The 22,556-nt window shown below is 74.1% G+C and carries 18 protein-coding genes; 3 read left to right on the top strand and 15 right to left on the bottom strand.

The window, feature by feature from the left end:
- Position 1 precedes the first annotated feature (1 nt).
- Positions 2-1,447: a dihydrolipoyl dehydrogenase family protein gene (locus tag FHX71_RS24455; protein ID WP_182620137.1), complete on the bottom strand. Its 1,446-nt coding sequence runs from the start codon at positions 1,445-1,447 to the stop codon at positions 2-4.
- A 1-nt stretch (position 1,448) separates the two neighbouring features.
- Positions 1,449-2,009 carry a hypothetical protein gene (locus tag FHX71_RS24450; protein WP_182620136.1) on the bottom strand — a complete coding sequence of 187 codons (561 nt, stop codon included), beginning with the start codon at positions 2,007-2,009 and terminating at the stop codon, positions 1,449-1,451.
- Positions 2,010-2,149: 140 nt separating this feature from the next.
- Here FHX71_RS24450 and FHX71_RS24445 point away from each other — a divergent pair, with 140 nt between their 5' ends.
- Positions 2,150-2,755: a TetR/AcrR family transcriptional regulator gene (locus FHX71_RS24445; RefSeq protein WP_182620135.1), complete on the top strand. Its 606-nt coding sequence runs from the start codon at positions 2,150-2,152 to the stop codon at positions 2,753-2,755.
- A gap of 18 nt (positions 2,756-2,773) precedes the next feature.
- On the opposite strand, the gene FHX71_RS24440 is transcribed toward FHX71_RS24445, so the two are convergent.
- The 9 genes from FHX71_RS24440 to FHX71_RS24400 all read right to left on the bottom strand — a co-directional run bounded on the left by FHX71_RS24440 (position 2,774) and on the right by FHX71_RS24400 (position 15,324).
- A complete protein-coding gene (locus FHX71_RS24440) occupies positions 2,774-3,637 on the bottom strand; it encodes an NAD-dependent epimerase/dehydratase family protein (RefSeq protein ID WP_182620134.1) in 864 nt (287 codons plus the stop codon).
- A 68-nt stretch (positions 3,638-3,705) separates the two neighbouring features.
- Positions 3,706-4,491: a deoxyribonuclease IV gene (locus FHX71_RS24435; protein ID WP_182620133.1), complete on the bottom strand. Its 786-nt coding sequence runs from the start codon at positions 4,489-4,491 to the stop codon at positions 3,706-3,708.
- 48 nt (positions 4,492-4,539) lie between these two features.
- Complete coding sequence (locus tag FHX71_RS24430; RefSeq protein ID WP_182620132.1) at positions 4,540-6,198, bottom strand: outer membrane protein assembly factor BamB family protein; 1,659 nt, start codon at positions 6,196-6,198, stop codon at positions 4,540-4,542.
- Between the two features lie 65 nt (positions 6,199-6,263).
- Positions 6,264-7,943 carry an outer membrane protein assembly factor BamB family protein gene (locus FHX71_RS24425; RefSeq protein WP_182620131.1) on the bottom strand — a complete coding sequence of 560 codons (1,680 nt, stop codon included), beginning with the start codon at positions 7,941-7,943 and terminating at the stop codon, positions 6,264-6,266.
- Between the two features lie 32 nt (positions 7,944-7,975).
- Positions 7,976-9,697 carry an outer membrane protein assembly factor BamB family protein gene (locus tag FHX71_RS24420; RefSeq protein WP_182620130.1) on the bottom strand — a complete coding sequence of 574 codons (1,722 nt, stop codon included), beginning with the start codon at positions 9,695-9,697 and terminating at the stop codon, positions 7,976-7,978.
- Between the two features lie 64 nt (positions 9,698-9,761).
- Positions 9,762-11,408: an outer membrane protein assembly factor BamB family protein gene (locus FHX71_RS24415; protein WP_182620129.1), complete on the bottom strand. Its 1,647-nt coding sequence runs from the start codon at positions 11,406-11,408 to the stop codon at positions 9,762-9,764.
- Between the two features lie 30 nt (positions 11,409-11,438).
- A complete protein-coding gene (locus tag FHX71_RS24410; RefSeq protein WP_182620128.1) occupies positions 11,439-13,238 on the bottom strand; it encodes an outer membrane protein assembly factor BamB family protein in 1,800 nt (599 codons plus the stop codon).
- Positions 13,235-14,428 carry an ABC transporter permease gene (locus tag FHX71_RS24405; RefSeq protein ID WP_182620127.1) on the bottom strand — a complete coding sequence of 398 codons (1,194 nt, stop codon included), beginning with the start codon at positions 14,426-14,428 and terminating at the stop codon, positions 13,235-13,237. The genes FHX71_RS24410 and FHX71_RS24405 overlap by 4 nt, the downstream gene beginning before the upstream one ends.
- Positions 14,425-15,324: an ABC transporter ATP-binding protein gene (locus FHX71_RS24400; RefSeq protein WP_182620126.1), complete on the bottom strand. Its 900-nt coding sequence runs from the start codon at positions 15,322-15,324 to the stop codon at positions 14,425-14,427. Before FHX71_RS24400 ends, FHX71_RS24405 begins: the two co-directional genes overlap by 4 nt.
- Before the next feature lie 403 nt (positions 15,325-15,727).
- Here FHX71_RS24400 and FHX71_RS24395 point away from each other — a divergent pair, with 403 nt between their 5' ends.
- Positions 15,728-16,435 carry a hypothetical protein gene (locus FHX71_RS24395; RefSeq protein ID WP_182620125.1) on the top strand — a complete coding sequence of 236 codons (708 nt, stop codon included), beginning with the start codon at positions 15,728-15,730 and terminating at the stop codon, positions 16,433-16,435.
- A gap of 182 nt (positions 16,436-16,617) precedes the next feature.
- Here FHX71_RS24395 and FHX71_RS24390 read toward each other — a convergent pair whose 3' ends face one another.
- The gene (locus tag FHX71_RS24390; protein WP_182620124.1) at positions 16,618-17,292 is read right to left on the bottom strand and encodes a response regulator; all 675 of its coding nucleotides are present in this window, start codon (positions 17,290-17,292) and stop codon (positions 16,618-16,620) included.
- Entirely contained in the window at positions 17,289-18,869 is a 1,581-nt protein-coding gene (locus tag FHX71_RS24385) for a sensor histidine kinase (protein ID WP_182620123.1), read from the bottom strand. The genes FHX71_RS24390 and FHX71_RS24385 overlap by 4 nt, the downstream gene beginning before the upstream one ends.
- 227 nt (positions 18,870-19,096) lie before the next feature.
- On the opposite strand from FHX71_RS24385, the gene FHX71_RS24380 reads away from it, so the two are divergent.
- Entirely contained in the window at positions 19,097-19,912 is an 816-nt protein-coding gene (locus FHX71_RS24380) for an MBL fold metallo-hydrolase (protein WP_182620122.1), read from the top strand.
- Positions 19,913-20,031: 119 nt separating this feature from the next.
- Here FHX71_RS24380 and FHX71_RS28895 read toward each other — a convergent pair whose 3' ends face one another.
- The gene (locus FHX71_RS28895) at positions 20,032-20,298 is read right to left on the bottom strand and encodes a YbdD/YjiX family protein (RefSeq protein WP_182620121.1); all 267 of its coding nucleotides are present in this window, start codon (positions 20,296-20,298) and stop codon (positions 20,032-20,034) included.
- On the bottom strand, positions 20,295-22,556 hold the full coding sequence (locus FHX71_RS24370; RefSeq protein WP_182620120.1) for a carbon starvation CstA family protein: 2,262 nt from the start codon (positions 22,554-22,556) through the stop codon (positions 20,295-20,297). Before FHX71_RS24370 ends, FHX71_RS28895 begins: the two co-directional genes overlap by 4 nt.

Raw genomic sequence — 22,556 nt, 5'->3', positions numbered from 1 at the left:
TCTACGCCGTCCGCCCGTAGGTCTCCAGCAGCCGGAGCCACACCTCGTTGATGGTGGGGTAGGCCGGGACGGCGTGCCACAGCCGGTCGAGCGGCACCTCTCCGGCGATGGCGATGGTGGCGGCGTGGAGCAGCTCCGCGACGTCGGGCCCCACCACGGTGAAGCCGACCACCACGTGCCGGTCCTCGTCGACGACCATCGCCGCGCGGCCCGTGTACCCGTCTGCGTGCAGCGAGGCGCCGGCCACGGCACCCAGGTCGTACTCGACGGAGCGGATGCGCAGCCCGGCGGCTTCGGCGCCGGCCGCGGTGTAGCCCACGCTCGCGATCTCGGGGTCGGTGAAGATCACCTGCGGCACGGCGCGCTCGTCGGCCGTGGCCGCGTGCCGCCCCCAGGGCGCGTCGTCGACGGGCGACACGGTCGCGCGGGCCACGATCGTATCGCCCACCGCGCGGGCCTGGTACTTGCCCTGGTGCGTCAGCAGGACGCGATGGTTCACGTCGCCGGCGGCGTAGAGCCAGCCGTCGCCGACCGGCACGCCGTCGCCGCCGAGCACCCGCAGGGTGCCGTCGACCGCGAGCCAGTCGCCCGGCAGGAGGCCGACGTTCTCCAGGCCGAGGTCGCCGGTGTTCGGCTTGCGGCCGGTCGCGACCAGCACCTCGTCGGCGGTCAGGTCCGTGCCGTCCGCGAGCGCGACGTGCACCGTGCCCTCGTCGTCACGCCGGACGTCGACGGGCTGGGTGTTCAGGTGCAGCACCACGCCCTGCGCCTTGAGCGACTCGGCCACCAGCTCGCTCGCGAACGGCTCCGCGGCGGGCAGCAGCCCGTCGCGGGCGACCATCGTGACCTGCGCGCCCAGCGCCGAGTAGGCGGTGGCCATCTCGGCCCCGACCACGCCGCCGCCGATGACCGCGAGCCGACCCGGGACCGCCTGGGCGGACGCTGCCTCGCGGCTGGTCCACGGCGCGACGTCGGCCAGACCGGGGACGGGCGGCACGACGGCGCTGGTGCCGGTCGCGACGACGACGGCGTGCCGGGCGGTCAGCACGATCGTGCCGCCGTCGGCGTCGGTCACCTCGACGGTGCGGGAGGCGCCGAGCCGGCCCGCGCCGCGGAACAGGGCGATCCCGGCACCCCGCAGCCAGTCCACCTGGCCGTCGTCGTGCCAGTGGGAGGCGAACTCGTCGCGCCGGCCGAGGACCGCGGCGGGGTCGAGCTCACCGGTCACCGCGGCGCCCGCGCCCGGCAGGCTCCGGACCGCGCGGAGCGCGGCGGCGTCGCGCAGCAGGGCCTTGGTGGGCATGCACGCCCAGTAGGAGCACTCCCCGCCCACGAGCTCGCGCTCCACGATCGCGGCGGTCAGGCCGCCCTGGACGACCCGGTCGGCGACGTTCTCGCCCACGGGTCCTGCACCGATGACGACGACGTCGAAGGTGGTCTCGGTCATGTCAGCTCTCCTTCTTGATGACGCGGCCCAGGCGGAACGCGGAGACCAGGAAGAAGATTCCGCCGAGCGTGGCGTACCCGGCCAGCGAGGTCAGCGCCGCCTCGGGGCCGCCGGCCATCAGGAAGAACCCGGTACCGGCGAACACCGAGATGCCGCCGCTGAGGATCATGGCCCACTGGCCGCCGAGCCGGTAGCGGCTGACCGCGACGGCGAGCTGCACGATGCCGGCGGTGACCGCCCAGACGCCCCAGACCCGCAGGACGGCGGGGATGCCGGAGGTGACGGCGACGCCCAGGCCGATCGCGGTCGCCAGGCTCAGCGCCATGTTGAGGTACAGGCCCACCGTGGGGCGCGCGGCCGTCGAGGAGCGGAAGTCGATCACGGCGGCAACGACGTCGAACAGCGGGTAGAGCACGAGCAGCCCGATCGTCAGCGGGCTCAGGCTCCCGCCGACGGCGAACAGCAGGGCCGCCCAGACGACGGCGAAGCCGAACCGGGAGAAGTACAGGTTCCGCAGCGAGACGGCGGTGGTGACGGCGGAGGCTTCCGCGGTGGTGGACATGGGTTCCCCTTCGGATGGCGGCCGCGGGAATCAACCGGTGCGGCCATTTGTCTAGGTAGACTGACTAGTAACTCTACCTGTCGAGACAGTACACAGCCCCGGGCTTCGAACGCAAGGGGACGACAAAAAGGGAGGCACGTATGATCGCGACCGTGCGCGGATCAATGTCGGACCGCCTGCTCGAGGCGGCGAACGAGCTGTTCTACGCGCACGGCCTGCGGGCGGTGAGCGTGGACAAGGTCATCGAGCGCGCCGGCACCACGAAGGTGACGTTCTACCGCCACTTCCAGAGCAAGGACGACCTCGTCGTCGCCTACCTGGAGCTCCGTGCGGCGCAGGAGCGCGACGGCGTCGACGCCGCCATCGCCCACGGGGCCGGCGACGTGGACGCCACGCTGCGCCTGATGGCCGACCACACCGGGGCCATGGCCTGCGCCCCCGACTTCCGCGGGTGCCCGTTCATCAACGCGGCGGCCGAGTACCCCGACCCGGACAGCCCCGTCCGCAAGGTCGTCGACGAGCACCGCGCCTGGTGGGTGAGCGCGCTCGAGCGGCTCGTCGCCCCGCTCGGGCTGGCGCAGCCGGGCGCGGTCGCGGAGGACCTGATGCTGCTGCGCGACGGCGTCATGGTCGCCGGCTACCTCGGCGACCCGTCCCGGGTCGGCGCCTCGTTCCTGCGGAGCTGCCGGGCCGTGGTCGGCGGCGCGGCCCGGGCCTCCCGGGCTACTAGGGCCGCCCGGGCCTAGTCGCCGACGGCGGCGCCGTCAGACCTCGTCCTGCCAGTGGTGCTCCGGCGCGTAGCCGAGCACCCGGCGGGCCTTGTCGATGCTCAGGAGCGTCTCGCGGCCCTGCAGGGGACGGCGGACCGGCACGTCCGGGAACTGCTCGGCCACCAGGTCGGCAGAGTCCCGCACCATCACGGTGTCCTCGTTCGCGATGACGAACGCCTCGAAACCCGTGAAGTCAGCCTCCAGCGCGCGGCGCACCGCCTGCGCCCCGTCGCGGCCGTCGATGTAGCCCCACAGGTTCCAGCGCCGGGCCGCGGTGTCGTCCTGCCAGGAGGGGAAGTTCGCGTAGTCCTCCGGGCGCATGACGTTGGAAAATCTCAGCGCCGCCACCTTGAGCGCCGGGTCCCAGCGCGTGAAGTGCCGGGCCGTCTCCTCCTCGAGCGCCTTGCCGAGGGAGTAGGTGGACTGCGGCAGCACGTCGTACTCCTCGTCCACCGGGACGTACGGCGGCGGCACGTCGAACGGCAGGCCGAGCACCGTCTCGGACGACGCCGTGACCACGTTCCGGATGCCCACCACCTGGGCGGCCCGCAGCACGTTGTAGGTGCTGGGCACGTTGTTGCGGAACGTCGCGGCGTTGGTCGCCAGGCCGGGGGCGGGGATCGCGGACAGGTGCACGACGGCGTCGGCCGCCCGTCCCTCGTCCACCCCGGACAGCAGCTCGACGACCTGGCCCAGGTCGGACAGGTCCGCGACCGTGAAACGGCCCGGGCTGCCCGGCGCGGGTGCCACCCGGTCGGTCGAGACCACGTCGTACCCGGAGTCCACCAGGTGCTCCACCACGAACCGGCCGAGCTTGCCGCTCGCGCCCGTGACCACTACCCGCTGCTTCGTCGCCATGTGCCCGATCCTGCCAGGTGGTCTCGACAGGCTCGACCAGCGGGCGGGCTCGACCAGCGGGGGCGGTCTCAGCCCAGGCGCTCCCGCAGCCAGGCGATGTCCGGCGCCATCTCGCCCTTGGTCTCGCAGATGACGGGGGCGCCCGCGGCGGCGATCACGCCGACGAGCTGGTCCTCCGGGATCAGCCCCTGGCCGAAGTTGGTGTGCCGGTCGGCGCCCGACCCGGCCTCGTCGCGCGAGTCGTTGGCGTGCACCAGGTCGATGCGGCCCGTGATCGCGCGGATCTGGTCGGCCACCGTCGCGAGGTCGAGGCCGCCGGCCCAGGCGTGGCAGGTGTCGAGCGTGAAGCCGACGGCGTCGGCGCCGTCCGCCTTGCTCACGGCCGCCCAGAGCTGCTCGATGCGCTCCAGGCGCCGGGCCATCGAGTAGTCGCCGCCCGCGGTGTTCTCGATGAGCACCGGGACGTCGGTCTGCAGGGCGTCGATCGCCTTGCGCCAGTTGTCGAAGCCCTTGGCAGGCTCGTCGTTCGCGGTGACGTGGCCGCCGTGCACCACGACACCCTTGGCCCCGATCGCGCCGGCGCCGTCCATGATCTGCTGCAGCAGCTTGCGGCTCGGGATGCGGATGCGGTTGTTGGTGGACGCCACGTTGATCACGTACGGCGCGTGCACGTACAGGTCGACGTCGGCCGCCGCGGCGGCGGCCTTGAGCGCCTCCGCGCCGCCCTCGTAGGGCAGGTCCGGGACCTTCCACGCCTGGGGGTCGCTGAGGAACACCTGCACCGCGTCCGCGTCGAGCGTCTTCGCCGCGCCGATCGCGTCGGCCAGGTCCACGTGCGCGCCGATTCTCACCATGGGCCCACCCTAGGCCGGGTCACCGACATCCGACCGCGGTGGGCGCGATCAGCCCAGCCGGCGCACGCCGGTCGGCGAGACCTCCAGCAGGTTCCCGTCCACCGTGAGCAGCATGGTCTCCGGCCGCTGGGTGAGCAGGTGCGACGAGGTCCCGTCCCAGACCAGCTCGCCCGTGGCCGCGTCGAGCGACACGAGCCCCTGGTCGCCGCTCCCGCTCCGCAGGAGCAGCAGCAGGGACTGCCCGTCGGTGAAGGCCTGGGACACGTAGCTGCTCTCGTACGACCAGTCGGTGAGACCGCTCTGCGCACGCCACGACCAGCGGGGGGCACCCGTGACGAGGTCCATCCCCCGGACGTCCCCGGCCCACGTCGTCGTCACCACCGTCTCGCCCACCTGGGCGAGGAACTGCGCCGTGGCGTCCGGTACCGGGACGTCCCAGCGCTGCGTCCCGTCCGCCGTGTACGACCGGAGCCGCCCCTCGAACGGGTCGGCCGCCAGGAGCGTCGCCGCGCGGGGCTCGTCCGTGGTGCGCGGGCGGTCCAGGGTCCCCGCGATCCGGGTGACGACGTCGCCCTCCGGCGAGTAGAGGGTGCTGTCCATGGTGCCGTCGGAGCGCTGCGCGATCGTCTGCGCGACGTACCCGCCCGTGTCGAGGCCGAACACCCAGGCGAACCCCGGCACGCCGTCCATCCCGAGCACCGCGCCGCTCGCCGCGACGCCGGCCCGGAAGCCGCACCCCCAGAGCTGGACGAGCCCGGCCTCGATCCGTGCGCCGAAACCCTCGGGGTCGAGCCGCTCGCCGGACCGCACGATGTCGTCCGACCGGTCCCAGGGCAGGGCGGGCGCGGCCCGGCAGCCCTCGGCCGCCATCGCCCGGAACGGGACCACTGCGGTCCAGCGCACCTCGCCCGTGACGGCGTCCTCGGCGCGGACCAGCAGGTCACGGCCCGCCTCGACCGTCCCGCTGCACTCCCCCTCGTCGGGGCACTGGGCCCCGTCCTGGTCCGGGGGCTCAGGACCGGTCCGGCGGGCGCGCAGCACCGTGCCGTCGGGGCCGGGCCGGGCGTACCCGTACCGCCGCCCGTCCTCGGGGTCGAGGGTCCGTGGTGCGGTGGGCGTCCCACCGGGCCCCACGGTGAAGACCTCGCGGTCGGCACCGGAGCCCTGGAGGCAGACCAGGACCTTCGTCTCCAGCTCCGACCACCCCAGGTAGCCCGTCGGCCCGCAGTCCGGGCCAGGGCCGAGCGGGACGGTCCACTCCTCCTCGCCGGTGCTCGCGCGCAGGGCCAGCAGACCGCCGTCGGACTCGAACGCGAGCAGCGGGCCCAGGGCGGCGACCTGGTTGCCCTGCCCCTCGGCGAACGCCCGGCGGGAGCCGACCTCGCCGGCCCACGCCCAGACCTCGTCGAGGGGCGCGGACACGTCGACGACGCCGCCGCGCACGTCGCGCATCTCCCGGACCCGGGCGGCGTCGTGCAGCCCGTCGACGGCGAGCCCCGTTCCCAGCACCGTCGCCAGCACCCCGGCGACGAGGAGCGCCCACCGCCCGCGGCCCGGGGCGGCTACCGGGTCTTCCGGAGGCCGGTCCTCGCCCGCCTCGGCCGGCGCCTCGTCGCCCTCGGCGGAGGGACCGGGCAGCGCGTCCGGGTCCCCCTCGTCGTCCACGAGGTCGAAGACGAGTGCGTCGTCGTCCGGATGACGCGCCATACCTCCGAGCGTATGCCGGACCGGCCCGCGGCTCATCCAGAGGCCGCACCCCCGGGCGACGAGGGTCAGCCCAGCCCGCGGACGCCGTCCGGCGTGACCTCCAGGAGGCGGCCGTCGACGGCGATCAGCGACCTGTCGAACCCCCGGGTGATACCGCCGGTGACCGCGTCGTCGCCGTGCTGCTCCCAGACCACCTCGCCCGACACCGCGTCGAGCGCCACCAGCGCCGCGCCGCCGGAGCCGCTCTCGGTGAGCAGCAGCACCGACTCCCCGTCGGTGAAGGTCTGGTACACGAAGAGGTCCTCGAGGTACCCGTCCCCGGTGCCGCCCTCCGCGCTGTCCCAGACCCACCGGGCCTCGCCGGTCGCGGCGTCCAGGCCCCGGACGTCCCCGGCGCCGGTCATCACGAGCATGGTCCCGGCCACGTGGGCGAGGAAGCGCTGGCCGCCGGCCCGTGCCGTGACGTCCCAGCGGGGTGTGCCGTCCAGCTCGTAGGCCCGCAGGTGCGGGCCGCCGGAGTCCATGCCGAGCAGCACGCCCGGGCCCTCGCCGTCCGTCACCCCCGCGTCGGTCACGCTCCCCGGGATCTCGCCCACGAGGGTGCCGTCGTCGGAGTACAGGACGGTCCGCAGGGTGTCGTCGTAGCTGTACTCGGCGTATCCGCCCGAGAGGAGGCTGCCCACGCCGCCCGAGCCCGGCTCGAACTCGGTGCCGAGCAGCACGCCGTCCCGCGTGAGGGCGGACTCGATGCCGCAGCCGTAGAGCTGGACCAGGTCCGCGCCGATCCGCGCGCCGAAGACCTCGGGATCGATCATCTGCGCGAGGTCCACCATGTTGGCCGAGCCGTCCCAGGTGACGCCGAGCCAGTTGTTGCACTGGTCGGCCCGGGTGGGGCGGAACGGGACGGTCGCACGCCAGCGCTCCTCGCCCGTGACGGCGTCCTCGGCGCGGACCTCGAGGCCCTGGCCGTCCCGCACCGTCCCCGCGCACTCGCCCGTGTCGGTGCACCTGGCGTCGCTCAGGTCCAGTGCCGGCCCGGCACCCGCACGCCGCGCGCGCAGCACCGACCCGTCCGGGCCGGGCCGGGGCTCCCCGAACCGCTCCGTGTCGCCGGCGGGGAGCCGCCGAGAGGCCGAGACCTGTCCCTCGGGTCCGACCACCCGGGTGGTCCGGTCCCCGGCGGGACCCTCGAGACAGACCAGGGCGGACGTCACCGAGCGACCCCAGCCGTCGGAGTCCAGCGGACCGCAGTCGGGGTCCTCGCCGAGGGCGACGGTCCACGCCTCCTCGCCCGTCGCCGGGCGCAGCGCCACCAGCTCGCCCTCGGACTCGAGAGCGAGGACGTCGCCGAGCATCGCCACCTCGATCGTGCGCCACTCGTCCTCGGCCTCCGGGGAACCGACCACCCCGTCCCATCGCCATGTCTCCGCCAGCGGCCGGGACACGTCCGCTACCCCGCCGCGGACGTCGCGCATGCGCTCGACCCGCGCGCCGTCCCGGGCGCCCTCCACCGCGAGGCCCGTGCCGAGGACCACCGCGAGCACCGCGGCGACCGGCACGAGGAAGCGCATCCTCCGGTCCGAGAGGACCGACCCGCCCGAGGGCCTTCCCGGCGCGCCGGGGTCGTCGTCGCCCGGACCGGGCGCGCCGTCGCCGTGGGCCGGGACGGACTGCTCCGACCCCGCCGCGTCGTCGTCGACCAGGTCGAAGACGAGCCGACCGCCCTCGCCCGGTTCACGCGCCATGCTGTCGAGGGTAAGCCGGGACGGCCCGCGACTCACCCGAGACCACGCACACCGAGCGTCCCGATCTCCATGAGGTGCCCGTCCACGGAGATGAGGTCGCCGGAGATGCCCTCCCGGACCACGTCGCCGTCGTGCGGGTCGAGGGTGGTGCCGGGGCCGCCCCCGGCCTGCTCCCAGAGCACCTCGCCCGTACCCGCGTCGAGGGCCACCATGCCCCGGGCCACGCTGCCGTTCCCCTCGGCCAGCAGGAGCACGACCTGGCCGTCGGTGAACGCCTGGACCACGTACGCGGTGCCGAAGTAGCCGCCGTCGGCGTCCGTGCCGGGCTCGGAACCGTCCCAGAGCCACCGCTCCTGGCCGGTGGTCAGGTCGAGCCCGCGCACGCTGCCGGCCCCAGTCGTGATCACGGCGACGTCGCCCACCTGGGCGAGGAACTCCTGCCCGCCGGACTGGAGCGCGATGTCCCAGCGCGCCGCGCCGTCGGCGTCGTGGGCGGACAGCCGGCGCCGGAGCTCGTCGATGGAGAGCAGGGTGACGGGGCCGGCCCCGTCCGTGGTCTTGGGCGAGATCACGTACCCGGCGACGTCGCCGACGGCCGCGCCGTCGGCGTCGTACAGGGTGGTGCGCACCCTGGCGTCCCAGGTCATGCCCAGGTAGCCGCCGGAGTCGAGCCGCCCCACGACGCTCGACCCCTGTTCCGGCCGGCCGCCGAGCGGGACGCCGGAGGCCGTCAGGGCGGCCTCGACGCCGCAGCCCTCCACGGTGACGAGGTCGGCCCGGACCCGGGCGCCGTACGCGTCGGGGGCGAGCTGGCCGCTGAGGTGGATGCGGTTCTCCGAGCTGCCCCAGGCCGCGCCGAACGTGCTGGTGCACAGCGCGGCGTCGGTGGGGCGGAACGGCACGGTGGCCGTCCAGCGCTCCTCGCCCGTGACGGCGTCCTCGGCGCGGAGCACGAGGTCGCGGCCCTGGCTGATCTGCCCGACGCACTCGCCCGACGCGTCACACTGGACGTCCGGGTCCAGCGGGGTCTCGGCGCCCACGCGCTGCGCGCGCAGCACGGTCCCGTCGGGTCCGGTGTGGGGATGCCCGTACCGGGCCGTGTCGGCGGCGGGGAGCAGCCGCGGTTCCGACGTCGCACCATCCGGCCCGACGACGACGACCTCCGTCTCCCGGCCGCGCTCCTGCAGGCAGACCAGCGACGGCGTCCTCGGGTCGTCCCACACCGGCGACACCGTCGGGCCGCACTCCGGGCCGTCGCCGAGCTCGACGGTCCAGGCCTCCTCGCCCGACGCCGGGTCCAGCGCGACCAGCTCGCCCTCCGACTCGAACACCAGGTCGTCGCCGAGCACCGCGACGTCGGTCATGCCCTCGCCGAGGTCCACCTTGCCGCTCCAGGACCAGGTCTCGTCGAGCGGCGTCGACAGGTCCGAGACACCGCCCGTGGCGTCGCGCATCCGTTCCATGCGGGCCGCGTCACGGGTGCCGTCCACCGCCAGCCCCGTGCCGAGGGCCACCGCGAGCAGCGCGACGAACGGCGCGGCCCGGCGCCACGTCAGGGGCGGGCTGCCCGGCGGCAGGGGCGGCCCGGCGCCGTCCGGTCCGTCCGCGCCGTCCGGTCCGTCCGCGGGCCCGGAAGGTTCCTGGCCGTCGGGCCCGACGGCGTCCGCGGAGGCCGGCGACGCGCCCGGACCGGCCGCGTCGTCGTCGACGAGCTCGAAGACGAACGCGGCACCCTCGTCCGGATCGCGCGCCATGCGGCGAGCGTAACGCCGCGGGATGCCCGGGATCAGCCCCCTGGCGGGCCGTTCTCGCGGGCCGTCAGCCCAGGCCGGTCAGGCCGTCCCTGGTGATCGCCACGAGGCTCCCGTCGACGGCCACGGCGGAGCCGGGGACGGGCGCGTCCCACCGCTCCTCACCCGTCCCGAGGTCGAGTGCCACGACCTTGCCTCCCATGCGGCCGTTCTGGGACAGGTGCACCATGGCCACGGTGTCGCCGTCGGTCACCGTCCGGTAGCGCGCCATCCCCTCCGTGTCATCGCCCTCCCAGGTCCAGACCTCCTCGCCCGTGTCCCGGGCCAGCCCGGCCACCGTGGCCCCGCGGTCCACGACCACCACATCGCGGCCGACGAGCAGGATGCCCTGGCTGTTCCGGTCCTTCCAGGCCACCGAACCGTCCTCGCGCACGGCGTCGAACCCGCGACCGTCCGACGGGTCCACGACGAACCACAGGTCACGGGGAGCGTCGGGCGACCACATGTCGGCGCGTACCCAGCCGTCCAGGGTGCGCACCGGCCTTCCCTCGCCGTCCACGACGAAGGTGCGCACGGCCCCGGTCGCCAGGGCGAACATGTCACCGCCGAGCTCGCTCACCCACGCCACCGACAACCAGACGTCGGCGTCGGCACCGCCGGGGCCCGCGAGGTCAAGCCGGACCCCCTGGACCGACAGCGTCGCCGAGATACCGCACCCGTCCACGGTGACCGACTCGGCCCCGGAGTACACGTTGACATGGTCCGCGTCGACGACCGTCTCCCCGTCCTCGCCGGCGACGAGCGGGCAGTTGACCGACTCCACCGGCATGAACTCGACGGTGCTGGTCCAGCGCTCCGCCCCGGTGGCGGCGTCCTCGGCGACGACCCGCACGTCCCGCCCCTGCTTCAGGACCGACGGCGTGCAGGCGCCCAGGCTGCACACCGCCTCCGTAGCCGCGTCCCCGGCGCGCGTCACACGGTCTACCCGGACCAGCATCCCGTCCGGCCCGGGGAAGACCTGCTCGCCGTCAGCCAGGTCCGCCGCCCGGGAGCGGGTGCTGCCGTCCGGCGCGATCGTCAGCACCTCGCGCGCGTCCGCGGGACCCTGCACGCACACCAGCGCCTCGGCCGACACGGAGGCGTCGTAGCCCGACGGCCCGCACTCGGGGTTCTCGTCCACGGGCACGCGCCAGGCGACCTCGCCCGTACCCGGGTCGACGGCGACGATGTCCTCGAACCCGATCCGGACGGGGTCGGTGGGCGCCGTGAACACGTCCTGCGCGAAGCTCTGCGTGGTGGCGGGCGGCATCACGAGCAGCCCGTCCATGGTCACGAGCTCCTGGTCCACGAACCCCTCCTCGGCCCGTGGGGCGGCGACGTCGAACCGCATCGTCCAGAGCCGCTCGGGCGGGTCGGCGAGCGACGCCACCCCGACGGACGAGGTGCGCATCAGCTCGGCACGCCGGTGGTCGCGCACCAGGTCGACGGTGGCCGCGCCCAGCACGACGACGGCGGCGGCCGCGGCGGCGACCAGCCGGGTGCGCCGCGACAGCCGGGGCAGCCGGGGCGCGCGCGGGCCGGGGGCGCCGTCGGGGTCCGCGTCCCCGGGGCCGTCTCCGCCGTGGCCGCCCGCGCCGTCCGTCCCGACCGTGTCCGGCCCGTCGCCCTCGACCAGCTCGAAGACAACAGGTCCCTGCTGGTCGGGCCGCGGCATGGCCGGATCCTACCCGCGGGGCCTGCGGGGTCAGCCGAGCCCGACGACGCCCTGCTGGGTGATCTGCGCGAGGTACCCGTCGACGGCGATGAGCTGCGTGTACGGGGTCTCCTGCTCGATCTCCCAGCGCAGCGAGCCGTCGCGGAGGTCGATCGCGAGCAGCCGCAGCCCGGACGACTCCCCGGTGGGGTCGGCGGACACCGGGAGCAGCAGGGTGTCGCCGTCCGTCCAGGCCCCGAAGACCATCGACTCCACGCCCCACGCCAGGTCCTCGACGCCGAGCACCTCGGGGTCGAGCGTCCAGCGCTCCGCCCCCGTCCCGAGGTCCACGGCACGTACGGGACCGAGCTCGTCCACGACGACGGCGGTCCCGGCGACCCGCGCGAGCAGGTCCGTCGCGCGGAGCCGGGGCGCGCTCCACAGCACCTCCCCGGCGTCGCGCTCGTCGGTCGACCGGGCCTCGGTGTGCACGCCGACGCGCACCAGCAGCAGGCCCGGGTCGCGGCCGTCCGTGGCCCACGGCACGAGGGCCCGGCCACCCAGGGGGACGGTGCGGCCGTCGGGCAGGTGCGCGGCCTCGCCGGGGACGGCGCCCTCGGCCGCCCGGTCGGGTCCCACCCAGCCGCCGTCGGGCAGGGAGGCGTAGGACCCCTCCCCGGTGTCCTCCTCCGGCAGGTCCGTGGCGTCCTCTGGGTCGTCGAGACGGGTGCCGTCCAGGAGGAACGCCGCCGCGAGGCCGCAGCCGTCCACCCGCAGCACCTCGTGCTGCACGTTCCCGTACACCGAGCCGACGACGTCGAGCACCGGGACCGGGACGTCCGGGTCGTCCTCGCTGGAGTTGTAGGTCAGGCACGTCGTGACGTCCGGGTCCGCGGCCGCCACGACCGTGCTCCAGCGTTCCGCGCCGGTCGCCGCGTCCTCGACCCGGACCGCCAGGTCGGGCGCGACGAAACCCTTGGGGAGGTGCGGGCTGCCGACCTTGTCGACCACGACGGGCTCCTGCTCGTGCTCGCCGCCCGAGAGCTCGAGGTGGACCAGGCCGCCGCCGGGCGCGGGCAGCACCAGGGCGTCCTCGTCGAGCTCGCGGGTCGTCGCGGCGCCGTCCCGGTCGATGGTCGTGACGATCTGCGCCCCGTCGTCGGACGCCGTGACGCAGACCAGCGGGTCGGCGGGCGCGGCGGCCGCCGCCGGGCCACCGATGCCCAGCACCGGCTGGGGACCGCACGTCGTGGCCTCGCCGGTGTCCACGGTCCACCGCACCTCGCCCGTCGCGGGGTCCACGCCCCGGACCTTCGAGTCGCCGACGACCGCGAGCACGCCCGGCATCCCGACCAGCGTCGAGGCGATCGGGTTGTCGAGCTCGATCGACCACTGCTCCGAGGGCTTCTCCGCGAGGCTCCGCACGCCGCCCGGCGCGGCGAGCAGCGCCCGGTGCCGCAGCTCGGCGTCGACCAGCACGCCGCCGACGACCGCGAGCACGACGACGGCGGCCGTCCCGCCGGCCAGCAGCACCCGGCCGCGGCGCGTGGTGGGCAGCCGCCGCCGGACGGCGGCCCCGCCACGTCGCGCCGTCCGCCCGGCCGCCGACCGTGCGCCCGCGAGCGCCACGGCGACCCGGCCGGGCTCGCGCGGTGCGGGCTCCGCCTCCGGGGCCTCCGCCGGCTCCGCCCCGCCGTCGTCGGCGGGGTCGGGGCCGTCCGGACCGTCACCGTCCGGCTCGGCCCCGTCCCGGGACGCGCCGGGCACCTCGTCGATCAGCTCGAAGGTGTGCACCTTCTCGGGATCGGAGCTCCCGGGCGCGGCAGGGTCGGGCTGGGTGCGTTCGGTCACGCCCCGAGGGTAGTGCCCCGGTCCGCGGCCAGGGCGGACTTCCACGTGACCCGGCCGCCGGTCTGCATCAGCGCGCCGCGGTACGCGCGCTCGCTGAGCAGCACGGCGCCGAGGGTGGTGACCACGAGGACGAGGAGCGACACGACCGGCTCCCACCAGAGCGCGTCGCCGTTGAGGACCCGGACGGGCATCGACACGATGGACGCCGGCGGGATGTACGACAGGACCCGTTCGAGCACGCCGTCGGCCGAGAACGTCACGAGGTAGACGCCCATGAGCAGCATCATCAGGGGGGTCGTCGTGTACTGGAGGTCCTCGGTGCGGGACGCGAGCGAGCCGGCCACCGCGTACAGGGCCGCGACGGCGACGAACCCGACGGTGAAGAACACGACGAACCAGACCATCGTGGCCGTCATCGCGGGCAGGACGGCCGAGAGGTCGGTGAAGGAGAGCCCGATGAGCCCGACGCCGGCCAGCAGCAGGTTCTGCGCCAGCGCGATCACGGAGCTGCCGATGATCTTGCCCGCCAGGAGCTGCCGCAGCGGTACGGCGGTCGCGATGATCTCGACCAGCCGGGACTGCTTCTCCTCGATCACGCTGCCCGCGATCATCGCGCCCGAGCCGACCGCGCCCGTGAAGAAGAGGAACGCGAGCACGAACCCCGCGAGGAACACGACCTGCGGGTCCACCGGGTTGCCGTCGAGGCGCTGGGTCTCGATCTCGCTGCCCGCCGTGAGCGCGTCCATGGTGGTGCCGGCGCCGGTCGCGCGGTCGGCCATGACCTGGTCGCGCACCGTGTCGCCGAGCAGGGTGGCGAGGCCGCCGTCGGGCTCGCGCCAGCCGGACAGGGACCAGCCGGACCCGTCGTCGGAGCTGAGCCACGCGTCGGCGGCCTCGTCCTCGAGGGCGGCCTCGGCGGCGGCGGCGTCGTCGACCCGGACGACGCCGAGCTCGATCTGCTGGTCCGACGTCGCCGCCTCCTCGCGGGCCGACTCGACGGCCGTCAGGGCGGCGTCGTCGGTGGCGACGACGGCGACGTCGAACGAGTCGGTGCGGCTGTCCATGTAGGCGGTGAAGCCGATCAGGCCGCCGATCATCGCCATGGTGATCGCGAGGCCGATCAGGAACCCCTTGTTCAGCGCGCGCACCACGATCTCGCGGGTCGCCACCAGCATCCATGGACTCGTCATGCGGTCACCTCGCGGTAGATCTGGGCCAGCGTCGGCCGGACGGGGGAGAACTCGTGGACCGCGCCCCGGTCCAGGGCGGCGGCCAGGAGGCGGTTGGCGGCGTCGTCGTCGTGCACCTCGACCAGGGCGGACGCGCCGTCCACGTCGACGGCGAGCACGCCCGGCACGCCGCGCACGAACCCGGCGTCGCCCGACAGCACGAGCCGGTGGCGGGTGACGCCCTTGGCGCGCAGGTCGTCGGGGGTGCCGTCGGCGAGCACGCGGCCCCCGCCTAGGATGACGAGCCGTTCGCACAGGCGCTCCACGAGGTCGAGCTGGTGCGAGCTGAACAGGACGGGGACGCCGCGCCGGGTGTGCTCGCGCAGCAGGTCGGCCATCGCGTCGACGGCGGCGGGGTCGAGCCCGCTGAACGGCTCGTCCAGGACGAGCGCCTTGGGCTGCCCCATGACCGCCGCGATGATCTGCACGCGCTGCTGGTTGCCGAGCGACAGCTTCTCCACGTGGTCCTTGGCCCGGCCACCGAGCCCCAGCCGGTCGAGGTGCTCCAGCACCTCGCGGCGGGCGGCCGGCGCGTCGATGCCGCGCAGCCGCGCCAGGTAGACGAGCTGCTCCAGCACGGGCTGCTTGGGGTAGAGGCCGCGCTCCTCGGGCATGTAGCCGAACTCGCGGCGGTCGTTCCGGGTGACGGGGGCGCCGTCGAACAGCACCTCGCCGCTCGTGATCGCCAGGACGCCCATGATCATCCGCATGGTGGTCGTCTTGCCGGCACCGTTCCCGCCGACGAACCCCGTGAGCAGGCCCGACGTCGCGGTGAAGCTCACGCCGTCCACCGCCCGCCGGGGTGTGTCGCCCGAGGCGAACACGCGGGTCAGGTCCCGCACCTCCAGATCGCTCATGGCCCCCACGCTAGGGGCCGACGACGACGGCGAGATCCGCCGCAAGACGGACCCGCCCTCCGCCCGAGGGTGGGTGCGGGTTCGGGTGGTCGGCAGAATGTCAGGAGATCGGCATTTCGAGTTGCCGATCTCCTGACATTCTGCCGATCACCCTGCATGCCCGTGACCCCACCCGCGTGTATTGACCTGGTATTACACGTCCCGGTTGCCGTTGACGTTCTGGCACGTATTGTCCCGTCCGGAACGCCGTTCGGAACAAGGGCGGCGCTGAGCTGTTCGAAATGCCCGTCCCCGGCGGAATGCGCAACACATTCCGGCAGAGGACGCGCACCCGGTCCCCACGGACCGGAGCGTCCGGCCGAGGGGCACCGGGCAACAACTGAACTCGCAGGGGGAGCGAAGCGTGCGCAAGCGATTGTTCGTCACAGGAGCGGCCGCGGCCTTGGTGCTGACGGCCGGGATCATGGGTGCCGTAGCGGTGCAGCCGCCGAGCAAGGACCAGAGCCGGCTGACGTCGGCCGGGGCCGACCTGCCCGAGAGCCTCCAGGGCCTGCCGCCCATGATGCTCAAGCGCGAGCCGGTGGCCGGACCCGGCGAGAACGGGACGGTCGACGTGCACGGCAAGCCCGCGCCGCAGGCCAACCCCTTCAAGTACACGCCGCCGCCGGAGACCGAGCAGGCGCCACGGGCGGACCAGCCCTACACGCCGCCGACCAGGGGCGGCCACACTGTCACGCCCGACCGCGGCGCCAACCCGGGCGGCGGCCACGCCACGCCGGTCCGGCCGACGGCGAAGCCCACGCCTCCTCCGTCGATCCCGCCGACGCAGAAGCCGACGCCGCGGCCGACGCCCACCCCGACCCCCAAGCCGACCCCGACGCCGACGCCGACTCCCACACCGGAGCCCACGCCGGAGCCGACGCCCGAGCCCTCCGACCCGCCGTCGCAGGAGCCCACGGACCCGCCGCCCGTCGAGCCGACGTCGCGCCCGACCCCGGAGCCGACGCCCTCGCCGACCCCGGAGCCGTCGACGAGCCCGTCCCCGGAGCCGTCGGCCGAGCCGTCGACGAGCTCTTCGCCGGAGCCCTCGGCGAGCGCTTCCGCGCAATAGACTGAATAGTCCATTTTCCGGTATATCGCCGGAATGAAGAAAGCGGGGCCGGTCGCGGGCCCCGCTTTCCTTCATCGGTATTGATGTGCCAGGAAGGCACGATTTATCCCGCCATGCCCTCGGCGACGCATGTCACCGATCGTTGACACGCACCCGTCATGTCAACGATCGGTGACATCTGCTCAGACCAGGCCCACCCGGTGGGCCAGGACCACCGCCTGGACGCGGTCCCGCAGGTGCAGCTTGGACAGCACGTTCGAGACGTGCGTCTTCACCGTCGCCTCGCCGAGGAACAGGGTCGAGGCGATCTCCGCGTTCGACAGGCCGGTGCCCACCAGCTCCAGCACCTCGCGCTCGCGCGGGGTCAGGAGCGCCAGCCCGGCGGGAGCCGGCTCCGTCGTCGGGCGCAGGCCGGGCACCTGGCCCGACGGCGGCCGCTCGCCCGCCACCATCTGCTCGATCACGCGGCGCGTGATCTGCGGGGCGAGCAGCGCGTGGCCGGCCGCCACCGTCCGCACGGCCTCGACGAGGTGCTCCGCGTCCGAGTTCTTCAGCAGGAACCCGGAGGCGCCGGCCGCCAGCCCGTCGAACACGTACTCGTCGTGGTCGAACGTGGTCAGGACCAGCACCTTCGCGAGGTTCTCCGCGACGATCCGGCGGGTGGCCTCGATGCCGTCCATGACCGGCATCTGCACGTCCATGAGCACGATGTCGGGCCGCAGCGCGCGCGTCAGCTCGATCGCCGCCGCGCCGTCGCCCGCCTCGCCGACCACCTCGAAGTCGTCCTCCACCGAGAGGATGAGCGAGAAGCCGGACCGCACCAGCGCCTGGTCGTCGACCAGCAGCACGCGCGTCATCCGGTCACCTCCGGCCGGGCCGCAGGTTCGAGGGACGCCGCCGCGTCCCCGAGCCGGGCGGACGTCGCAGCCTCGTCCGGCGCGGGCAGCGGCAGCCGCACGCGCACCCGGTACCCGCCGATCGCGCGGGGCCCGATCTCGACCACGCCCCGGTGCGTCGAGACCCGCTCCCTGATCCCGAGCTGACCCAGCCCGGAGCCCGACGTCCCGTGGCGGGGCCGGCCGTCGTCGAGCACCTCCACCTCGGCGAACCCGTGCGCGAACCGCTCGTCCACCAGAGCCTCCGGGCCGCGCACCACGCGCAGCGTGACCGTCGCGGACCGCGCCGTCGAGTGCTTCCGCACGTTCGCCATCGCCTCCTGGGCGGTGCGGTACAGGCTGAGCCCCATGGGGTCGGGCACGTCCCGCGCGGCACCCGGCGGCTCCTCGACCTGGCGGTACGTGGTGTCGAGGCCGTCGTGGTCGGCGGCGGCCAGCGCGGGCAGGTCGGCCAGCCCCGGCTCGGGCGCGCGGGAGGCGCCGCCGTCCGGCCCGGCGGGGGCCGCGCCGTCGGGAACCGAGCGCAGGGTGCCCACCAGGTTGCGCATCTGCGTGACTCCCTCGCGCGACTCGCGCTCGATGGTCGCGAGCGCCTCCGCGGCGAGGGCGGGGTCCCGGTCCAGGACGCGCCGCGCGGCGGCCGCCTGGATGCCGATGACGGAGACGTGGTGCGCGACGACGTCGTGCAGCTCGCGCGCGATCCGGACCCGTTCGGTGACCACGGCCTGGTCGGTGAGGGCGGCCGCCTGCCGCTCGATGGTGACCGCCTGCTCGGCGAGCAGCTCACGACGGCGGGCGGCGTTCCACTGCGCCTGGCCCGCCGCGACCGCGCCGCCGAAGAACGCGAGGTTCATGATGACCTGGTAGATCGCGTTGGCGAGGTAGGGGTCGAGCTGGCCGGGCCAGTCGGCGGGCGTCGGGAACTCGTCCAGGATGGTCTCGATGCCCTGCTGCACCGCGAACATCCAGACCACCCACCCCACCATCACCAGGGTGCAGGCGCTGACCACGATGAGCATGGCGCGCCGGTCCCGCGCCCACGCCACGGCGGTGAACATCGCGACGAAGTACATGATCTGCATCGGCAGGAGCATGGTCGCCGTCGGGATGGTCAGCCCGAGCCCGAACCAGGCCGCGTACACGAGCACCAGCGAGATCAGCGGGTAACGACGGCGCCACGCGAGCGGGACGGTGCTGGCCACGCCGAGCAGGTACACGAGCCACATCGGCATGTCGACGCCCTCGAACATGCCCATGCTGTGGCCGAGCTGTATCGAGAGGGCCGCGAACGCCGCGAAGACGGCGCCGAGCACCAGGTCGCGGCGGTAGGCCTGGTGCCCGGCGGGTCTCCGCTCCCAGTCGGCGTCGACGCCGAACCAGTCCGCCAGCCTGCTCGCGGCGACCCGGGCACGGTCGGACGGCGCGGCGGGGCGCGGCGTCGCGCCAGGCGACGGCGTGGCACCGCGCGGCGACGCCGGCTGCGGGGCGTCCGCGACGGCTGACTGCCGGGCTTCGGGGTGGGGCGGGGCGACGACCATGCCCCCAGGGTAGGAACCCGCGGCCGCGAGCGCTTCCGTCTGAAGGCGGAGTCCACGGGGGCCGACGCCGTCCGGCCGGCCGGGGCGCACGCCGTCGGGCGCCGTCGGGCGCCGTCCGGCCCGGAAAAACCGGTACCGCAGCCGGCCCGCGCCGACAAGAATCGGTGGACACGGCCGGCAGGTTGACGCAAGGTGGCGATGACCGGCCCGACGAAGGGAAGGCAGCGATGACGTTCTGGATCTGCAGCACGTGCGGCGTGGAGCACGCGTCCCGGCCCGAGGTCTGCGCCGTCTGCGCCGACGAGCGGCAGTGGGTGCCCGCCGACGGGCAGCACTGGACCACGCTGGAGGAGCTCGCGGCCGACGGCGAGAGCGTCGCGGTCGAGGAGCTGGAACCGGACCTGTTCGGCCTGACGACGGTGCCCGACGTCGGGATCGGACCGACCGCGAAGATCGTGCGGACGGCGGCGGGGAACCTGATGTTCGACGTCCCGGGCTACGTGGACGACGCGGCCGTCGAGGCGGTGCGCGACCTGGGTGGGCTGGCGTACATCGTGGCCAGCCACCCGCACATGTACGGGGTGCAGGTCGAGTGGAGCCACCGCCTGGGCGGGGTCCCGGTCCTGGTCAGCGAGGCCGACGCCGGATGGCTGGCCCGCGGCGACGACGTCGTCGAGCTGTGGAAGGACGACCGCGAGATCCTGCCCGGCGTCACCCTGACCCAGCCCGGCGGGCACTTTCCCGGGTCCGCGGTGGCGCACTGGGCCGGCGGCGCGGACGGGAAGGGCGTGCTGCTCAGCGGGGACACGATCTTCGCCAACCCCGACCGGACGTCGGTCTCGTTCATGCGCTCCTACCCCAACCGCATCCCGCTGTCAGGACCCGTGGTGCAGCGGGTGGCGCGGCACGTGGCCCGGTTCGAGTTCGACCGGCTCTACAACAACTTCCGGGGCGTGATCCCGGTGGACGCCCGGGCGATCGTGCTGCGCTCCGCGGACCGGCACGCGGCCTGGACCAGCGGCGCCAACGACCACCTCACATAGCTGTCAGACCCTCCCGCACGTGTCAGACCCTCAGGTCACCCGGGGGACCTGAGGGTCTGACACGTGTCGCTGGGTCTGACAGGTCGCGCTCAGCGGGCGCGCGTCACCGGGTCACCGGGTCAGCAGCAGCGGGCGCCCGGGTTGGCGTCCTGCGTGGCGTAGCGGTCCCGCCAGTACTCACGGACGGTCGGCACCGCGGCGTCCGGGTGCACGCGGCGCAGGTGCGCCACGTACCGCGGGTAGTCGCTCTCGCCCAGCACGCCGGTGACGTACCAGGTCAGGGCACGCCAGCCCCGGCGGACGACGGCGAGCGCGCCTCCGTCCGCCGTCGGGCCGACTGCCGCCGTCGCGCCGCCGTCCGCCGTCGGGCCGGGGAGCGCGCTCACGCGTGCGTCCCCGTCCGGACCTTGTCCGGGTTCTCCTCGTAGTAGGCGGTCCACCGGGCCGCCACCTCCTTCTCGGCGTCGGTGGAGATCAGGCCCGACGGCGCGAAGGTGGACGACTCGGCGTCCGGCTCCTCGGTGGTCGGCAGGCCGCCCGCCCGGATCGCCTTGACGCACACCCACAGCGCCACCAGCGCGACGACGAGCACGAGCAGCGCGAACACGATCGACAGGGTGCCCTGCAGGAACGTGTTGCGGATGACGGCGTCCATGGCGGCGGGGTCGGCGGCGGAGCCGAACGACGTCTCGCCGGCGGCCCGCGCCTCGCGGAACGCGTTGTGCTGCGCCCAGTACCCCAGGGTCGGCTCGGGCGAGAAGATCTTCTGGTACGACGCCGTCATGGTGACCGCGAGGTCCCACACCAGCGGGATCGCGGGGATCCAGGCCCACTTCAGGTAGCCCTTCTTCACCACGACCACCGTGACCAGCGCGAGCGCCATGGCGGCGAGGAGCTGGTTGGCGATGCCGAACAGCGGGAACAGCGTGTTGATGCCGCCCAGCGGGTCGGTCACGCCCATCAGCAGGATGGCGCCCCACAGGCCGCAGACCACGACGGAGCAGATCCACGCGCCCACCCGCCAGGACGGGTCGCGGAACTTCTTGAGCGGGCCGCCGAGGTTGCCGAGCGTGTCGGACAGCATGAAGCGGGCCACGCGCGTGCCGGCGTCGACCGTGGTGAGGATGAAGAGCGCCTCGAACATGATCGCGAAGTGGTACCAGAAGGCGATCATCGCGGGCCCGCCGAGGAACGAGCCCAGTATCTGCGCCATGCCGAACGCGAGGGTGGGCGCGCCACCAGTGCGCGACACGATGGACTCCTCGCCGACGCTGTCGGCCGCGGCCTGGATCTCCTGGCCGGTCACGGGCGGGCCCGCGAGCCCCAGCCCGTTCACGTAGTCCGCGGCCGATCCCGGCTCGCCGCCGGTCAGGGTGGCCGGGGCGTTCAGCGCGAAGTACAGGTGCTGGTCGATCGAGATGGCCGTGACCAGCGCCATGATCGCCACGAACGACTCGGTGAGCATGCCGCCGTAGCCGATGAGCCGGAGCTGGCTCTCCTTCTCGACCAGCTTGGGCGTGGTGCCCGACGAGATCAGCGCGTGGAAGCCGGACAGGGCACCGCACGCGATGGTGATGAACAGGAACGGGAACATCGAGCCCGCGAACGCCGGCCCGTTGCCCTCGATCGCGAAGCTGGAGATCGCCGGCGCCTGGACGGCGGGCTGCGCGACGATCACGCCCACGGCGAGCAGGATGATGGTGCCCACCTTCATGAACGTGGACAGGTAGTCGCGCGGCGCGAGGAGCAGCCACACGGGCAGCACGGACGCGAGGAAGCCGTAGCCCACGATCAGCCAGGCGACGGTGACCGGCTCCAGCGTGAACATCTCGGCGCCCCAGGCGGTGTCCGCCACCCAGCCGCCCGCGACGATCGCGAGCACCAGGAGCACGACGCCGATGATCGACACCTCGGACACCCGGCCAGGGCGGATGTACCGCAGGTAGACGCCCATGAACAGCGCGATCGGGATGGTCATGCCCACCGAGAACACGCCCCACGGCGACTCGGCCAGGGCGTTGACGACCACGAGGGCGAGCACGGCCAGGATGATGATCATGATGACGAAGACGCCGATCAGGCCGGCGGCGCCGCCGATCGAGCCCATCTCGTCACGGATCATCTGGCCGAGCGAGCGGCCGCGGCGTCGGGTGGACAGCCACAGGACGAGGTAGTCCTGCACACAGCCGGCCAGCACGGCGCCGATGATGATCCACAGGGTGCCGGGCAGGTAGCCCATCTGCGCCGCGAGCACCGGGCCGACCAGCGGGCCGGCGCCCGCGATGGCCGCGAAGTGGTGCCCGAACAGCACCCGGCGGTCGGTCGGCGCGAAGTCCTGACCGTTCTCGTGCTGCTCGCCCGGCGTCGCGCGGTCGTCGCGCGGGCGGACCACCTTGTACTCGATCAGGCGGGCGTAGAAGCGGTAGGCGACCACGTAGGTGCCGACGGCGGCGACCACGAAGTACGCACCGTTGACCGACTCCCCACGCACGAACGCGACCAGGGCCCACGCGACGGCCGCGACGACTCCGATCGCGGCGAAGACGAGCTTCTTGCCTGGGGTCATGGGTCTGCGGTCGATGATCGCGACCGGGGGAAGATCCGGATCGTTCCGGACCAGCTCTACGTGCTCGGGTGAGCGCAC

Source organism: Promicromonospora sukumoe (assembly GCF_014137995.1).
In the GTDB taxonomy this organism is placed as follows: Bacteria; Actinomycetota; Actinomycetes; order Actinomycetales; family Cellulomonadaceae; genus Promicromonospora; species Promicromonospora sukumoe.
Note: the sequence above shows the minus strand (reverse complement) of the source record. Positions and strands in the feature narration are given on the sequence as shown.

Excerpts from the sequence above, each read along its gene's own strand:
- FHX71_RS24455 (WP_182620137.1), bottom strand. The coding sequence starts at position 1,447 with ATGACCGAGACCACCTTCGACGTCGTCGTCATCGGTGCAGGACCCGTG.
- FHX71_RS24450 (WP_182620136.1), bottom strand. The coding sequence starts at position 2,009 with ATGTCCACCACCGCGGAAGCCTCCGCCGTCACCACCGCCGTCTCGCTG.
- FHX71_RS24445 (WP_182620135.1), top strand. The coding sequence starts at position 2,150 with ATGATCGCGACCGTGCGCGGATCAATGTCGGACCGCCTGCTCGAGGCG.
- FHX71_RS24440 (WP_182620134.1), bottom strand. The coding sequence starts at position 3,637 with ATGGCGACGAAGCAGCGGGTAGTGGTCACGGGCGCGAGCGGCAAGCTC.
- FHX71_RS24435 (WP_182620133.1), bottom strand. The coding sequence starts at position 4,491 with ATGGTGAGAATCGGCGCGCACGTGGACCTGGCCGACGCGATCGGCGCG.
- FHX71_RS24430 (WP_182620132.1), bottom strand. The coding sequence starts at position 6,198 with ATGGCGCGTCATCCGGACGACGACGCACTCGTCTTCGACCTCGTGGAC.
- FHX71_RS24425 (WP_182620131.1), bottom strand. The coding sequence starts at position 7,943 with ATGGCGCGTGAACCGGGCGAGGGCGGTCGGCTCGTCTTCGACCTGGTC.
- FHX71_RS24420 (WP_182620130.1), bottom strand. The coding sequence starts at position 9,697 with ATGGCGCGCGATCCGGACGAGGGTGCCGCGTTCGTCTTCGAGCTCGTC.
- FHX71_RS24415 (WP_182620129.1), bottom strand. The coding sequence starts at position 11,408 with ATGCCGCGGCCCGACCAGCAGGGACCTGTTGTCTTCGAGCTGGTCGAG.
- FHX71_RS24405 (WP_182620127.1), bottom strand. The coding sequence starts at position 14,428 with ATGACGAGTCCATGGATGCTGGTGGCGACCCGCGAGATCGTGGTGCGC.
- FHX71_RS24400 (WP_182620126.1), bottom strand. The coding sequence starts at position 15,324 with ATGAGCGATCTGGAGGTGCGGGACCTGACCCGCGTGTTCGCCTCGGGC.
- FHX71_RS24390 (WP_182620124.1), bottom strand. The coding sequence starts at position 17,292 with ATGACGCGCGTGCTGCTGGTCGACGACCAGGCGCTGGTGCGGTCCGGC.
- FHX71_RS24385 (WP_182620123.1), bottom strand. The coding sequence starts at position 18,869 with ATGGTCGTCGCCCCGCCCCACCCCGAAGCCCGGCAGTCAGCCGTCGCG.
- FHX71_RS24380 (WP_182620122.1), top strand. The coding sequence starts at position 19,097 with ATGACGTTCTGGATCTGCAGCACGTGCGGCGTGGAGCACGCGTCCCGG.